The following is a 14,687-nucleotide window of genomic DNA, read 5'->3' on the forward strand; positions in this document are numbered from 1 at the left end:
CGGCACGTTTCGATACGTGCCGGCCAGCCGAAATTATCAGGCAGCGGCCACCACGATGACCTCGACCTTGTAGTCTGGCGTAGCGAGCTTGGCTTCACCGGTCGCACGCGCAGGAGCATCCTTGCCGCCGACCCAGGCATCCCAAACCGCGTTCATTTCAGCGAAATCGGCCATATCTGCGAGCCAGATCTGGGCGGAAAGGATCTTCGACTTGTCGGAGCCCGCTTCCTTCAGGATGCTTTCGACCTCGGCCAAAGCGGACTTGGTCTGCTCCGTCACGGTCTTGCCTTCGCCAACCTGGCCGGCGAGGTAGATGGTGTTGTTGTAGATCACGGCTTCGCTCATGCGAGCGCCTGCGTTGATACGGCGAATGGTCATGGATCAGCTCCTGCGTTCTGAAAACAGGAGCTGCTTAACCGCAATCAGCCGTGGGTGGAACCTCTACAAAACCTCAATCGCGCTCGGTGAAGTAGTAATTCCAGTTCTCGCAGGTGTAGCCGATATAACAGGACCGCTTGTCCTGCGTCGGCGTGAAGGCTGGATGCAGGTAGTGATTGCCGGCGTCGCAGAAGCGCGCATCGGACACGAAGCGCTTGTAAGTGTGCGGGCCAGTCGTCACCACGGCCGCACCCCGTTCGACGATGACCGATTTGGCCTGTGCGCAGGAAAGCTGGCTGACATCGGTGCGCGGCGCAGCCATTGCAGAAGCGGTCGTGATGCTCAGCAGCGCAACTGCAACAAGCGCCTTCGAAGGTTTGGTGGACATCTGCATGATCATGCTCCCGATCGATTGTCGTTTTAACGCCGAGAGCAGCGAAGCGATCCGATCAATCACGCAACCTTGCGAAACACCCAAAGCTTCGACAGCACGAAGGTGATGACCGGCACGCTTGCAACAGCGACGCCGAGCGCCAACCAGTCCGGCGAATAGGTGAAGGACGTCAATGTAACGAGCACTGTCTGCCCTGCCACGAAGCCGCAGACCGCCGTTACCAGGAACCGCGGCAGGCGATGACGATGCCGGCGCTCCTCGCCTTTCAGCTGAAAGGTGAACTGCACATGCCCGAAATAGGAAACGAGCACGGCCGCGATGAAGCCGATCGGGTTGGCGAACGTGACCGGCAGCCACTGCGCAGCGATCAACGCCGCGGTGTAATGCACGATCGTCGCTGCCACACCGACGGACGCAAAGGCCAGAACCTCGCGCGACAGCGCATCGGACCGAAATGCCGACATCATGGTCGCTCGGCCTTCTCTTGCTTGAGGCCGTACAGGCCTCCCGTCAGATAGATCGGGCGCCGCTTGGTTTCCGAATAGATGCGGCCAAGATATTCCCCGATAATGCCAAGCCCAACCAGCTGCATGCCGCCGAGAAAGAGAACGGCTGCCAGCAAGGAGGCGTAGCCCGGCACGTCGATGCCGAGGATGATCGTTCGCCCGATAATGATCACGCCATAGACGAAGGCCACAACGGCGACAAACAAGCCAAGATAGCTCCAGATGCGCAGCGGCAGCGTGGAAAACGACGTGATGCCATCCAGCGCGAAATTCCAGAGCCGCCAGTAATTGAATTTGGTCGTACCGCGCTGACGAACTGGACGCTCGTAGTCCACCACAGCGGTGGGGAACCCAACCCAGGCGAATAATCCCTTCATGAAGCGCACGCGCTCCGGCAAAGCCCGCAAGGCGGCCACCACGCGCTTGTCCATCAAGCGGTAATCCCCGACATCCGCGGGTATTTTCGACGGGCTGATGCGGTTGAACACGCGATAGAAGTTGCCGGCCGAAACTCGCTTCAACTGGGTGTCGTCGAACCGCGACACCCGCCGCGCCACAACGACGTCATAGCCCTGGCGCCAGAGGTCGACCATGTCGATCAGGAGTTCAGGCGGATCCTGCAGGTCGACATCCATGACCACGACCATATCGCCACCCGCATGATCGAGGCCGGCTGTCATCGCAGCCTCCTTGCCGAAATTGCGTGTGAGATCCACGATCTTGGCACGTTGGTCTGCGCGATGCAGTTGCACCAGCTTCAGAAGCGTTGCGTCGGACGAGCCGTCGTTGACGAAGACAATGTCCCATTGAACATCCATATCGTCGAGATGCGGCGCGATGGTCCGCCAGAAATGGTCGAGCGCATCTTCCTCGTTGTAACAAGGCACGATGATCGAAAGCCGTGGCGGTTCGGTTCCAAGAGATCTTGCGACAAGAGCGTCTGACACGATGGTTCAACAGGTCCGTTGATACGACAAGCTACATCGGTGGCTCGTGAGAACATCTGCCGCGAACCACATGATCGCCTTGCCACGGCAGGAATGAAGATCGGGAAAACGAAAACGGAAAAATGCGCTTCAGCACCCGTTTTGAGCCTGCCTTCTCGATTTCTGCACCCGCTCGCGAATTTGGCTGGAGAAAACATGCGCATCTCAGTTGATTGTGCGCAGTCTTTTCTTTATGCGGGCATTCGACGGAGAGGTGGCCGAGTGGTCGAAGGCGCGCCCCTGCTAAGGGCGTAGAGGTGGAAGCTTCTCGAGGGTTCGAATCCCTTCCTCTCCGCCACCCAGCCAAGAACAGCTTCAACCGTCCCCATGCCTCGTAAGATCGGGCGTTTCTCTGCACGCTTCGGCTCAAGCTGAGCCTTTCAGGTGTGCAGTTCCGAGCCATCGCGCCACGCATGGCCGCTTGCCATCCGCGATCTGTCTCCTGGTTTTTCACGCAAGGGCATGTTGCCGCAGCGGGCTATGTTCCATGCTTCTTCGTTCGATGCTATTGGCGGATCGGGGAGAGCCCGGATGCTGAAACTGAACAACGGACGAAATCTGTTCGTTGCCGCACTTGTGGCGGTGATGATGCTCGTCCAGTCGTTCATGTTGGCCGGAAGCGCTGGAGCCGCTCAGCACGGTGTGCTGCTCGACCAGTTCGGCAACACCTTGTGCATAACCAGCGTCGATCCTGGCGAGACGCAACAAGACCAGCGGAAGCTGCCGAGTTGCTGCGTTCTTGGCTGCGGCCTGGCAACGGTCGGTTTCGCAGAGCCGGATTTCCAATCCATCACATTGAACTGGTCGGAGCATGGCCCGGCCTGGATCGCCCGGCCGGCCGAAGATCAGGTCGCGATCCTTCCATCCGAGCGACCAAGACCGCCAAGAGGCCCGCCACTTTCATCTCGCTGACTATGACCGTCCCCGACGTGTGCAGGAAATCGCTCGGCCAGAGCATTTAGGTTTGCACCCGCGGGATCGTTTGAAGGCGCACGCCTTCTCAGTTCGAGATTGAAATCCATGTCCGTTCCTATGTCCCGCAGCGCTCCGGCCAAGACCGTGAGCGCAACCAGGTCTGCCGACCTTTATCGCGCTGTATGGCGCTGGCACTTCTATGCAGGGCTGCTTGTTCTGCCTTTCATGATCACCCTTGCGATTACCGGTGCCCTCTACCTCTTTCGCGACGAGATCGATGGCATCATGCACCGTGACCTTCTGCGGGTTGCGGTTGTGGAAGGTGTGGAGCGCGTTGCGCCCGAGACCATGGTTGCTTCAGCCCTGGCGGCCGTACCCGGCCAGGCCGTCAAATACACCGACCCGCGGATCGAAAACGCGTCGGCGGAGATTACCGTCGCGGCTGATGACGGTGCGCGACGTGCCGTTTACGTCGACCCCTACACAGGAAACGTTCTGGGATCCCTGCCCGATCGCGGCACGGTCGCATGGACTATCCGCTATCTTCACAGCCTGAAATTCTTCGGCACTGTTGCCAGAGGCGCGATCGAAATTGCAGCGGGATGGTCGATCCTGCTCGTTGCGACGGGCATCTATCTCTGGTGGCCGAGACGCGCTGGCCTCGGTGGAGTTTTGACCGTTCGCGGCGCACCAAGGAACAGGATGTTCTGGCGCGATACGCATGCCGTTCTCGGCATTGTCGTGGGCAGCGTGATCGTATTCCTCGCAATCACCGGCATGCCCTGGTCGAATGTCTGGGGCGGCAAGGTCAACGAATGGGCGAACGGCAACAATTACGGCTATCCGGACGGGGTGCGCGTCAACGTGCCGATGTCGCAAGAAAAGCTCGCCGACAAGGGCCTGACGAGCTGGAGCCTGGAACAAGCGCAGGTGCCGCAATCGGCCGTTCCAACAACGGAACACAACCACGCAGAGCATGATCACGGACAGCCGATGGCTGCGCCAGCGCCGTCAGACGGTGCCTTTGCAACAAGTGATATCGGCCTGAACTCTGCTGTCGCGACCTTCGAGAAGCTTGGCCTGCATTCCGGCTTTGCCGTCAGCATTCCGTCGACGCCCACGGGCGTATTCACCGGCTCCGTTTACCCCGACGATCTGTCGCAGCAGCGCGTGGTGCATCTCGATCGCTATAGCGGGAACCCTCTTCTCGATATGCGCTATACCGATTACGGGCCTTTGGGCCGCTGGCTGGAATTCGGCATCAACGTCCACATGGGTCAGGAATTCGGCCTGGCTAACCAGTTGTTCCTGCTCGCTGCTTGTATGGGCATCATCCTGCTGGCCGTTTCTGCGGGCATCATGTGGTGGAAGCGTCGCCCGGCAGGGTCACTCGGCGTGCCGGCCATGCCATCCGATCCCAAGATCTTCCGCGGGCTGATCGCCCTTCTGGCCATCGGGGGCATTATCTTCCCGCTGGTCGGCCTCTCGCTGATCGTGATGCTGGCGTTCGACTTGTTGGTCATGCGGAGCATCCCGAACAGAGGCATGGCCTAAGTATCTCCTGGCTCGTCTGTCGGCCAACCGGCTGACGGACGAGCTTTCCTGTTGCTGCTCGGGCAGAGAAGACCACTTCGCATGCGAGGGTCCGAATACGACCGACCGAGCCCTCGTCGTCCGCTACCAACTCTGTCGCTGTTCATCTTGGAACCCTAGGGCAAAAAGAGAATTACAAGGGCTTGGGAAAAGGAGACAAACATGTCCGATTTTATACCGCCAGCCACCCGGATCGGCAGCGCGGACACTGACATCTCGACGGATGAAACCCCGAGCCTCATTGCAGCAAGCAAAGTGGAAGGCACGTGGGTTTTTGATCGAAAGGGCGACAAGCTCGGTTCGATCTATGATGTCATGATAGACAAGCGTTCAGGCAAGGTCGCCTATGCGGTGCTGTCGCTCGGCGGCTTTCTTGGGCTCGGCAGCGACTATTTCCCCATTCCCTGGAACACTCTGACTTACGACGTGCAAGAAGGTGGCTATGTCGTTGCCTTCGAGCGAGACCGTTTCAGCGGTGCGCCTTCCTATTCCGCAGCCGACGAGCCGGGCTGGATGGAACGCGGTTATGCCCGCAGGATTGACGATCATTACGGCACGGCGATCGCACGCGGCCGTTAAGTTGAACATCTGCTGTTCGAATAAAGCCGCTTCCGTTCGGAGGCGGCTTTATTTCTGGGAGAATTGTGCCGCTTCACCAGGTTCGTTGCCCGTCGAACGCTGCACGCCTTCACCCAACCGCTCCAGCAGTTCCGTTGCGAGTTTTCGCGGCACGGGCGGCGCAAAGCGATAGCCTTGGCCCAAACGGCAGCCCAGCGCAGCGAGCTTCTCGGCTTGCTCGCTCGTTTCGATACCTTCGGCGACGATGCGCATCCCAAGCTTACCGGCAATGCCGAGCAGCGCTTCCACGATGACGCAGCTGTTCTTGTCTTTAACGATGTCCTTGATGAACGCCCGGTCGATCTTGATGATGTCGACCGGAAAGCTCAGCAGATGCGTCAGTGATGCGAAGCCGGTGCCGAAATCGTCGAGCGCCACAAGAATGCCCGCAGCCCGGAGCCGTTCGACTGCGCGGGCCACGAAGTCGTCTCCCGGTCCGAGATAAACCGCTTCATTGACCTCCAGGATGATGTGCTTGAGCGGCACGCCTGCGCTGGAAAATGCTTCGGTGATGCGATGCTCGATATCGCCCTGCTTGAAATCGGCCTGCGTGACGTTGAAGCCGACGTGCTGGAACGGAATGCCGAGGTCGAGCCAACCCCGCACCGCGCTGGCGATCTGCTTCAGCATGGCTCCGCTGAGCGCATAGGCGAGCTGTGGGTCGCTGGTGGCCTTGTAGAAGTCGGCTGCCGGAATGATCTTTCCATCATCGGACAGCATGCGTGCCAGCGCTTCCATTCCGACGATCGCGCCATTGTCGATGCGCACGATCGGCTGAAAGAAGGCTTCGATCCGCCCTTCCCTCAAAGCGTCGCCGAGATCGCTCATCAGCTTCACGCGCTTGACCATCGAGGTCTGCAGATCGGGCTTGTAGGCAACAAACGAACCGCGGCCCATCTCCTTGCCATGGTAAAGCGCCAGATCCGCCTGCTCCGACAGGTTACCGACTTCCTGTTCGAACGGATCGAAGATCGCGCCCCCGATCGTGACAGAAGGCATCACGCAATAGCCGTTGGCATCGAAAGGCGTGCTCGCCTCAGCGATGATGCTGCGCGCCACCTGGTCCATGGCTTCTTCGGTGTCGCAACCATGCACGATCAAGCTGAACTCATCTCCGCCAAGTCGAAAAGCTTCGATGGTGTCACCGATGACCTTGAGCCTCGCGCCCAAAGTCTGGATGAGCGCATCGCCGACGGCATGACCCATCGTGTCGTTTACGGATTTCAGATGATCGATATCGAGCAGCAGAAGCGCGAAAGGCGATGTCGCATCACTCATCAGGAGCGACAGACGATCGTTGTAGCTGGCCCTATTAGGAAGCTTCGACAAGGCATCCGTGAAGGCAAGCTCCTTTGCCTTGCGCTGGATCTCCTCGTTCTCCAGCATGATGGAGCACAGCCGCGCCAGACCGGAGGCTATGGCTTCTTCAGTGTCATTCGGCCCACGATTGCTACTGTAATAGAAAGCGATCTTGCCCAGCAGACGATTGTCTCGTGCGCGTATCGGGCTGGACCAATAGCCTCGCAGCCCAAACGGAAGCAAAACGTCAAGACAGGTCGCAAACCTTGGATCCTTCGTGATGTCGGGAATCGAAATCGCTTCATTGACGGCGGTTGGTTCAACATGTGCTGGCGGCAGGTTGACCTGTGCAAACCGACGTAGAGAGGCCGGTGGGAAGTTAGGTGCAGCAATGAGATACATTCGCGCGTCGTGATCGACGCCGAAGATCACGCATTTCGAATCCCCGGAAAGATCTTCAGCCTCGCGACAGATCTTCTCGGCGATCAATTGCACCGGCTCGCCATAGGCGATCATCTGGAGCACGGTCGTTTGCAACGTGATCAGCCGTTCAAGGGCCTGCTTACTCGGCACTGACACGCTCCACGCTATTCACCAAATGAGTCAGAGGTCGAAAGCTGGCCTTTCCTGAACAGACAACCAGACATTGCATACGTAATCCACGAGCAGTTGCCTGGCAGTGCAGTCCAACGCCTGAGACCTTACGCCTCCATACGAGACGTTCAACTAATTTAGCGTGTAGAAAAGACATGTAGATCGATTGTGCAACAACTTCGGAAATTTTCACAAGATCGCGATCAGTGCCTTTGTTCTGCCTTAACAAAAGACATGCTGGGAGGTGACGCGGCGGGATCCGAGGACAAAGAGCATGACAATTCTACCCCTGGCAGTCGGCATTGCCGATACGATCCTGAACGCAGCCGGCAGCAACAGGCGCTTCAATCTGGTTGAAGTTGCCAACGAATTGTTGCGACAGCACCCTGCCGTCGATGTCTCGACCGACGACGTGGTCAGCACCTTGCGGGAAGAAGGCAGACTGGCCGGGCTTTGCCTGGAAACCTGCTGAAACAGCAAGCCTGACTGCTTCGCACGATCTGTATCTCGTCTTTCCAGATCCGTCTCGAATGACATGCCGCTTGAACTTGGCGGCATGGGCTGGCACTGCAGGGTATCTGTTCCCCCAAAGAGATTCCCGGTGCCATGCAGAGAGCTGCCCTCTCCTTCGCTCTCCTTGCGGTTCTCACCGCACTTCTGGTCATTGCCTGCCTGTTTCTGGCGCAAAAGGGTTATCCCTTCGGTGCAATCGGTCTGCGCCGGCTCGACAGCATAGCCTCCGCGCCTACCTTCGTTCCGCTTGCCGGCCTGTATTTCCTAACGGCCGCCTTGTTGATGATCATGCCGCTGCGCGCCGCATCCTTCGTGTTGTCGCACGCCACCGAGGTCGTATTCTGGACGACGATCGCGCTTATCGCCACGATCGTCGGCGTCGTGGTGGCGCGCTTCGGGTGGGGACAAAGCAGTGCTCCGTCATCCCTCGTCGACTGGCGCTTCCTGTATGCCGCAGCCGTCCTCGCAACTCATTTCGCTCTGGATCATCTGCGCAAGAATGTCCTGTTGCGCACCTTATTCTTCGCGATTTTCGTAGCGGCTTGCGCCTTCTGCCTGTTCTGGACGCCCTGAGAACGGCCAAGCGTCAGGTCAAGGCAAGCTCCACGCGGCCAAGCGGCCCCATGTCGAGCTGAAGAACACCAGTTTGGCGGATTGTTTGCGCAGGCAAATGTGTGCCGCAAAGCACGATCATTCCGGCCTTCAAGCCTTGCCCCCGGGCGCCAAGATGATTGGCAAGCCAGCAAACGGCATCAACTGGATCTTGAGGCGCGGCCCCGCGCGCTTCCATTGGCTCCGCACCACCGAGTATTAGCGAAACCGGCAGCGCACTGATCTCCAGATTTTCCGGCTTCAGCCGGGTTTTGCCGAGAACCGCACCTACATTGTAAACCCCCTGCGCCACGGCTTCCGCTGCACTTGGATCGAAGTCGAACGCACCGCGCACATCCAGCAACTCGAAGGCCGCGACATAGTGGCTGATCGCGTTGCCGGCCTGTTCGATGGTCACGGCTGATGTCGGCAGGTCTTCTCCGAGCACGGCAGCAATCTCCGGCTCGATCACCAGCTGGCGATAGCTATCCAGCCGAAGCGAAGAACCGGAAGGCAGGATGCGGTTAGCGAAAACCGGTGCGCTGCAGGGTTCGGTGATCCCGTAATAGTCGAAGGAAGCCTGCTTGTTGAAAGCAAGCTTGTAGCCGCCGATCGCGTGTGCTCGAGGATCGCTTGCCAGCCGATCCACAACCGCATCCTGAACAGCATAAGCTTGCGGTAGATCCAGGCGGTTTAAGCCCGAAAGCCGGAACGCCCGGCTTTCGCGAATGTCATCTGCAATCCGCTCAGCCAGAGCGTTCAAGGCGTCACTCAAAGCGCGGTAATCGCGTCGCGTGTGACAGTGCCCACCGGAGCACCGGCTGCGTTCACCACGGCGAGACGGTCGGTGTTTGCGGCAATCATCGCACTGAGCGCGTTCCTGAGATCGGCATCCGGGGCGATCTTCGCCGCCGCCGCCGGGTCCACGCCGGGCTGCATGACCTTGCTGACCTCATACAGGCTGAGACGCTTCAACGCGCGGTCGGCACCCACGAAGTCTTCCACGAACGCATCCACCGGGCGAGACAGGATTTCGTCGGGCGTATCATATTGAACGATCTTGCCTGCGCGCATGATGGCGATGCGGTCGCCCATGCGCACGGCTTCGTCGATGTCATGCGTGACCATCACGACGGTCTTGTTCACGCCCTGCAGGATCTGACGAAACTCGTTCTGCAGCCGCGTGCGGGCAATCGGATCGATGGCGCCGAACGGCTCATCCATCAGCAGAACCGGCGGATCGGCAGCCAGAGCGCGCGCCACGCCGACACGCTGCCGCTGTCCGCCTGAAAGCTGGCGCGGGTAACGCGTCAGCATGGACTGATCGAGCCCGACCAGCGCGATCAGCTCCTCGTTGCGCGCCTTGATCTTGTCGGCAGACCAGCCCAGCAGCTTCGGCACCGAGCCGATATTCTGCGCAATCGTCATATGCGAGAACAGGCCGACCTGTTGAATGACATAGCCGATGTGGCGGCGGAAGATCACGGGATCAACCGAGCGCACATCCTCGCCGTTGACGGTGATGCGGCCTTCCGAAGGCTCGATCAGCCGGTTGATCATCCGCATCGTCGTGGTCTTGCCGCAGCCCGAAGGCCCCACCAGCGCAACCGTCACGCCTTGCGGAATCTCGAGAGTGAGATCGTCAACGGCTGTGCCACCGCCATCGAAGCGCTTCGTGACATGCTCCATTTCGATCATGTCGCAGGGTTCCTTTCAGAAAACAGAAGTCGCTCGGCCATGGAAAGCAGGAATTCGGCGAGCAGAGCCAAAATAGCGATAGGGACGGCGCCGACCAGAAGCCGCGACATGTCCATGCCGGCGATGCCGACCGCAATGAAGTCCCCCAAACCGCCACCGCCGATAAAGGGCGCGAGCGTCGCGCCGGCCAGAACCTGCACACAAGCGGTGCGAAGACCGGCAAACATCGCAGGCGCGGCCAGCGGTACGCGGATTTTCCAAAGGATCTGCGAGCGGCTCATCCCCATGCCCGTCGCCGCCTCGAGGGCATCCGGATCAACATCGCGCAGACCGATAAAGGCGTTGAGCAGGATCGGCGGCAGCGCCAAAATCGTCAGCGCCACGATCGACGGCCATAGGCCGATACCGAGGATCGGCATCATGATGGCAAGGATTGCCAGGCTGGGCAGCGTGCGCAGTGCGTTGACCGAGTTGACGGCCAGGAACGCCGCAGCCTTGCGATTGAGGATCACCACGGCAAGCGGGAGGCCGATCGCCAGGGCGAACAGGATCGACACGAACGACATCAGGAGATGCTGCCCCAGCGCGCGATTGAACTGCGCGGGGTTCTCGATGATCCAGGTAACGGCTTGATTGAGCAGGGTCATGCCTGCCTCCCCCGTGACAAGGCGCGCTCGGCCCAGGTCAGCAGCAGATCGAACACGATGGCCATCAAAGCCGTCGCCACGCCGCCCACGATGATCTTTTCGGGATAACTCTGGTCGATGCCCGACAGGATGATCGATCCCAGACCGCCAGCATCGATGAACGCGGCAACGGTGGCGATGCCGATCACCGTCACGAGCGCGATCCGCACACCGGACACGATCAGCGGCAAGGCAAGCGGCAGTTCGATGCGGATCAACCGCTGCCAACGGCTGAACCCCATGCCATCGGCCGCATCGAGCACCTCTTCGGGCACGCTGCGAAGGCCGGTGACGACATTGCGCAGCAAGATCAGCAGGCAATAGGACGAAAGACCGGTCAGAGCCGGCTTCATGCCCAAGCCCATGACGGGGATCAGAAAGGCGAACAGCGCCAGGCTTGGAATAACAAAGATAATGCCGGTGATCGTCAGCAAGGCGGTGTAAAGGCGCGGCCGTCGGGCGCTCCAGATACCAAGCACCAGCGCAATCGCGCATCCGATCGCCACCGACAAAAGCGACAGCAGCAGATGTTGCCCTGCCGCTTCGAGGATCGTGTCGATGTTTTTGGGCGTCCAGGTCACGTGCTCATGCCGATGCTTCTTATCCGCGCAAATAAGCAAAACGGGACCCGCACAAGGCAGGCCCCGCTATTCCAAGGGCTAGTGTTCAGATCTTGTTCTCTTCCAAGAACTTCTCTGCGACATCGGCCGGCTCTTCGCGGTCACGCTCAACCGCTGCATTCATCGCGCGCATCTTCTCGTTGGTCAGCAGCGGCGCAATCTTGTTCAGAACCTCGGCGATCTTCGGGTTCGCTTCCAAGGCATCCTCACGCACGATCGGCACGAGATAATAGGGAGGGAAAAGGTTCTTGTCGTCGGGTAGCACCGTGAGCTTTTCCGCATCGATTTGCCAGTCGGTGCTGAAACCGAACGTCATGTCGATCTGCTTGCTCGTCAAGGCGTTGTAACGAATGCCGAGCTTGGCGAACTGTACGAATTCCTTGAACTGGATGCCGTAGACGTCCTTCATGCCCGGCAAACCGTCCTTGCGCTCGGCAAACGTGCCCTCGGCGCCGAAGGTCAGCTGGTTCGACACCGGACCAACATCGCTCAGCGTCTTCAGGTTGAATTCGGCCGCACGCTCCGGAAGCATCACGATGGCATAGCCATTGTTGATTGCGGTCGGCTGCAACAGCGTCAGCTGAAGGTTCTTTTCGTAATAGTCCTTCACCGTGTTGTAGATCTGGTCCGCGTCACTGGTGAGCTCGCCCTTCACCACGGCAGCGAGCGCCGTGCCGGTATATTCGGGATAAAGATCGATCTCGCCGGAGGTCAGCGCCGTGTGAGCGATCTGGGTTGCGCCGAGGTTCAAGCGGCGCTCGACCTCGATGCCGTTGTCTTCCAGCGCCTTGGCGTAGATTTCCGCGACAATGAACTGTTCGGTGAAATTCTTGCTACCGATCTTGACCGGCTCGGCCTGTGCGGCAGCGACGGAAGAAACGAGGGCAATGCCGAGGCTGAGAGCTTTAAGGGATTTCGAGATCATGGATGGCTCCGGTTGGATCAGCGGATAATTTCCCATCTAGGTCACGAGCAACAGGTTGGAACCGCTCAACATACCGCGATGAAGCAAAAAAGTTAGCATCGAACGGCATTGGAAGGATACGCCCCCGGAATGCGGCTTAAGTCGCATAAGCGTCGGCCGGTGCAGCCATCGCTCGGCACAGCGACTGTGGCTTTTCTGCACCAGCATCACCGATGCCTGACACAAGCTAAAAACGATTTGGCCGATCTTTGATCCAGCTCAATGCTCCCCTCGCCCAGTTCCTCATGGTCCGCCTCGGCTTACAACCGATCGACCACGAAGGAACGAACATGATCAAGACCTCCGCAGCGGCGCTGACATCCGCCCTCCTGCTTTTGTGCGCGCCAGCCATGGCTGCGGACCTCAGCGCCTTCGATCAGCCCGGCGCGCTCGTCGAAGCGCCTGGTCCATGGCAGGTCCGCTTGCGCGCACTGGGCGTGCTCACCGAAGATGAAGGCTCGGTGGACGGAATTGCTGGATCCGATCTGCATTATTCTGACTCGGTAACGCCCGAACTCGACATCACCTACTACTTCACCAACAACCTGGCGGCTGAGCTAATCCTTGGCACCACCAAGGCCAATGTCCACACCGGTGGATCGATCGACAGTCTTGGCAAGGTCGGCAGCACCTGGGTGCTCCCACCCACGCTGACCCTGCAATACCATTTCACCGACTTCGGCGCATTCAAGCCTTATGTCGGCGCCGGCGTGAACTACACGATGTTCTTCAATCAGAAGGACTCTGGCCCTTTCACCGACATGGACATCGAGAACACCTTCGGTGCCGCGCTGCAGGTCGGCTTCGACTACATGGTTGACGACCATTGGGGCTTCAATGTCGACGTGAAGAAGATCTTCCTCGAACCAGACTGGACTGCGAAGCTCGGCGACACCAAGCTTTCGGGGAAGGCTGAGCTCAATCCCTGGGTGATCGGCGCCGGCGTCACCTACCGCTTCTAGAGATTTCGGCGGGACGGGCATCATGCCTGCCCTGCCGGCCTTCATATCTGACGAAGGTCACGGCGGCGCTTGGAACGAGTGCCGCCGAAATCTTTTCCGAAACGCACGGAGCTCAACACAGCGCAACGCGCCGGCAATATCTTCGCCACCGCGTTTCGGATTGTTTGGTAATTGAAGAAGGTCTTTGGTGGGTGCGACAGGGATCGAACCTGTGACCCGCTGATTAAGAGTCAGCTGCTCTACCAACTGAGCTACGCACCCGACCGTCGCGGCGCTGGGTTCAACACCGCGAGTGGCGCGTCTATAGCTTCACTGATCCGGCCTGACAACCCACCTCATTCAAGAAAATCACACTTCATGCACAGGAAGCGGACAGCAACCCTGATGCCCCAACGTCATACCGCAAGTGTGCCTTCCGCAACCTTCACGGCATGGCCTCCGATCCGCGCTGCCGAGATTGCGCCGGCCTCGATGTCCATCTCGAGCCGGATCGAAGATGGCCTGTTCATCTCGACGCCCTGCTCGATCCAGATCTGGCAAGGACCATCCACCGGTTTGTCAAATTGATTGATGGCCCCGGCAAACGCCGCGGCGGCCGAGCCTGTGGCGGGATCCTCATAGACACCATTGCCCGACACCATCATGCGGGAATGGAAATTGCAGTCATGCCGAACGGTCTCGCGGCAGTAGACATAGGGCGACGCCACCGATCCGCTTGCGCGCACCAGCCCCAGATTGTCCCAGATGTGTGGATCGAGCCGAATGCGGGCAGCGACATCCAGGCCAGAGACTGGAATGAACACGAATTCATTGCCCGCGGTCCAATAACTCGGCTGGTGGTTCTCGAAACCGATCTCATGTGGTTCAATGCCGAGTGCCGCCGCGATCGTTTCGGTTTCCACTTGCAGCGACAGCTGTTCTGGCAAGCGGGGCAGATCGAATTCGCCGAACCATTGTTCCCCACGAAACGACACCGCGCAGCGGACCAGCCCAACCTTCTCTTCCAGAACAAGCAGCGCCGCTTGTTCTTTCGAGCCGCGCTGCTGGGCGATCGCGATGGCTGTTCCCACTGTTGGGTGTCCGGCGAACGGCAGCTCATAATCGGGCGTGAAGATGCGCACGCCAGCCGTCGCAACGGGGTTGGCCGGCTGCGTCAGAAACACGGTTTCCGAAAAGTTGAACTCGCGCGCGATGGCCTGCATCGCCCGGTCATCCAGATCATCGGCATCGAATACGATCGCCAGCGGATTACCGGCAAGCGCGGTGTCGGTGAAGACACCGTAGATCATGTAGGAATGGGTCATCGTGCCTCTCCACTGTCGGCAACATGGCCAAGATTTAATTTGCTTTGCAGACCTTGAGCCATGATC

Annotated in this window: 17 protein-coding genes and 2 tRNA genes; 7 read left to right on the top strand and 12 right to left on the bottom strand. The window is 59.2% G+C overall.

The window, feature by feature from the left end; all coding sequences use genetic code 11:
* Positions 1-36 precede the first annotated feature (36 nt).
* From JYU29_RS09070 to JYU29_RS09085, 4 genes are all read right to left on the bottom strand, one after another.
* Entirely contained in the window at positions 37-378 is a 342-nt protein-coding gene (locus tag JYU29_RS09070; protein ID WP_189502602.1) for a RidA family protein, read from the bottom strand.
* Between the two features lie 73 nt (positions 379-451).
* Positions 452-772 (bottom strand): hypothetical protein, encoded by a 321-nt coding sequence (locus JYU29_RS09075; RefSeq protein ID WP_250157320.1) that lies wholly within the window; start codon positions 770-772, stop codon positions 452-454.
* Between the two features lie 59 nt (positions 773-831).
* Positions 832-1,239, bottom strand: a complete 408-nt coding sequence (locus JYU29_RS09080; protein WP_213984494.1) for a GtrA family protein — start codon at positions 1,237-1,239, stop codon at positions 832-834.
* The gene (locus JYU29_RS09085) at positions 1,236-2,225 is read right to left on the bottom strand and encodes a glycosyltransferase family 2 protein (RefSeq protein WP_213984495.1); all 990 of its coding nucleotides are present in this window, start codon (positions 2,223-2,225) and stop codon (positions 1,236-1,238) included. The genes JYU29_RS09080 and JYU29_RS09085 overlap by 4 nt, the downstream gene beginning before the upstream one ends.
* A 247-nt stretch (positions 2,226-2,472) precedes the next feature.
* Here JYU29_RS09085 and JYU29_RS09090 point away from each other — a divergent pair.
* From JYU29_RS09090 to JYU29_RS09105, 4 genes are all read left to right on the top strand, one after another.
* Positions 2,473-2,562 (top strand) — tRNA-Ser (locus tag JYU29_RS09090).
* A gap of 86 nt (positions 2,563-2,648) precedes the next feature.
* On the top strand, positions 2,649-3,176 hold the full coding sequence (locus JYU29_RS09095) for a hypothetical protein (RefSeq protein ID WP_213984496.1): 528 nt from the start codon (positions 2,649-2,651) through the stop codon (positions 3,174-3,176).
* A 120-nt stretch (positions 3,177-3,296) separates the two neighbouring features.
* Complete coding sequence (locus tag JYU29_RS09100) at positions 3,297-4,733, top strand: PepSY-associated TM helix domain-containing protein (RefSeq protein WP_213984497.1); 1,437 nt, start codon at positions 3,297-3,299, stop codon at positions 4,731-4,733.
* Between the two features lie 201 nt (positions 4,734-4,934).
* Complete coding sequence (locus JYU29_RS09105; protein WP_213984498.1) at positions 4,935-5,351, top strand: PRC-barrel domain-containing protein; 417 nt, start codon at positions 4,935-4,937, stop codon at positions 5,349-5,351.
* A gap of 48 nt (positions 5,352-5,399) precedes the next feature.
* On the opposite strand, the gene JYU29_RS09110 is transcribed toward JYU29_RS09105, so the two are convergent.
* Positions 5,400-7,262 carry a sensor domain-containing phosphodiesterase gene (locus JYU29_RS09110; RefSeq protein WP_213984499.1) on the bottom strand — a complete coding sequence of 621 codons (1,863 nt, stop codon included), beginning with the start codon at positions 7,260-7,262 and terminating at the stop codon, positions 5,400-5,402.
* 295 nt (positions 7,263-7,557) lie between these two features.
* Here JYU29_RS09110 and JYU29_RS09115 point away from each other — a divergent pair, with 295 nt between their 5' ends.
* Complete coding sequence (locus JYU29_RS09115) at positions 7,558-7,755, top strand: hypothetical protein (protein ID WP_213984500.1); 198 nt, start codon at positions 7,558-7,560, stop codon at positions 7,753-7,755.
* Between the two features lie 134 nt (positions 7,756-7,889).
* Positions 7,890-8,369 carry a hypothetical protein gene (locus JYU29_RS09120; protein WP_213984501.1) on the top strand — a complete coding sequence of 160 codons (480 nt, stop codon included), beginning with the start codon at positions 7,890-7,892 and terminating at the stop codon, positions 8,367-8,369.
* Between the two features lie 13 nt (positions 8,370-8,382).
* Here JYU29_RS09120 and JYU29_RS09125 read toward each other — a convergent pair whose 3' ends face one another.
* The 5 genes from JYU29_RS09125 to JYU29_RS09145 form a co-directional block, all read right to left on the bottom strand.
* The gene (locus JYU29_RS09125) at positions 8,383-9,150 is read right to left on the bottom strand and encodes a 2-keto-4-pentenoate hydratase (RefSeq protein WP_213984502.1); all 768 of its coding nucleotides are present in this window, start codon (positions 9,148-9,150) and stop codon (positions 8,383-8,385) included.
* 8 nt (positions 9,151-9,158) lie between these two features.
* Complete coding sequence (locus JYU29_RS09130; protein ID WP_213984503.1) at positions 9,159-10,085, bottom strand: ABC transporter ATP-binding protein; 927 nt, start codon at positions 10,083-10,085, stop codon at positions 9,159-9,161.
* Positions 10,082-10,732, bottom strand: coding sequence for an ABC transporter permease (locus JYU29_RS09135; protein ID WP_250157321.1), 651 nt, complete (start codon positions 10,730-10,732; stop codon positions 10,082-10,084). Before JYU29_RS09135 ends, JYU29_RS09130 begins: the two co-directional genes overlap by 4 nt.
* On the bottom strand, positions 10,729-11,352 hold the full coding sequence (locus JYU29_RS09140; protein WP_213984504.1) for an ABC transporter permease: 624 nt from the start codon (positions 11,350-11,352) through the stop codon (positions 10,729-10,731). The genes JYU29_RS09135 and JYU29_RS09140 overlap by 4 nt, the downstream gene beginning before the upstream one ends.
* An 85-nt stretch (positions 11,353-11,437) precedes the next feature.
* The gene (locus tag JYU29_RS09145; RefSeq protein WP_213984505.1) at positions 11,438-12,316 is read right to left on the bottom strand and encodes a glycine betaine ABC transporter substrate-binding protein; all 879 of its coding nucleotides are present in this window, start codon (positions 12,314-12,316) and stop codon (positions 11,438-11,440) included.
* A gap of 329 nt (positions 12,317-12,645) precedes the next feature.
* Here JYU29_RS09145 and JYU29_RS09150 point away from each other — a divergent pair, with 329 nt between their 5' ends.
* Entirely contained in the window at positions 12,646-13,317 is a 672-nt protein-coding gene (locus tag JYU29_RS09150; protein ID WP_213984506.1) for an OmpW/AlkL family protein, read from the top strand.
* A gap of 185 nt (positions 13,318-13,502) precedes the next feature.
* Here the strand turns inward: JYU29_RS09150 and JYU29_RS09155 are convergent.
* Together JYU29_RS09155 and JYU29_RS09160 are read right to left on the bottom strand one after the other, a co-directional pair.
* Positions 13,503-13,578 (bottom strand) — tRNA-Lys (locus JYU29_RS09155).
* A gap of 134 nt (positions 13,579-13,712) precedes the next feature.
* Positions 13,713-14,621, bottom strand: a complete 909-nt coding sequence (locus tag JYU29_RS09160) for a PhzF family phenazine biosynthesis protein (RefSeq protein ID WP_250157322.1) — start codon at positions 14,619-14,621, stop codon at positions 13,713-13,715.
* Between the last annotated feature and the right edge of the window lie 66 nt (positions 14,622-14,687).

Source organism: Tianweitania aestuarii (assembly GCF_018457165.1).
Taxonomy (GTDB): domain Bacteria; phylum Pseudomonadota; class Alphaproteobacteria; order Rhizobiales; family Rhizobiaceae; genus Tianweitania; species Tianweitania aestuarii.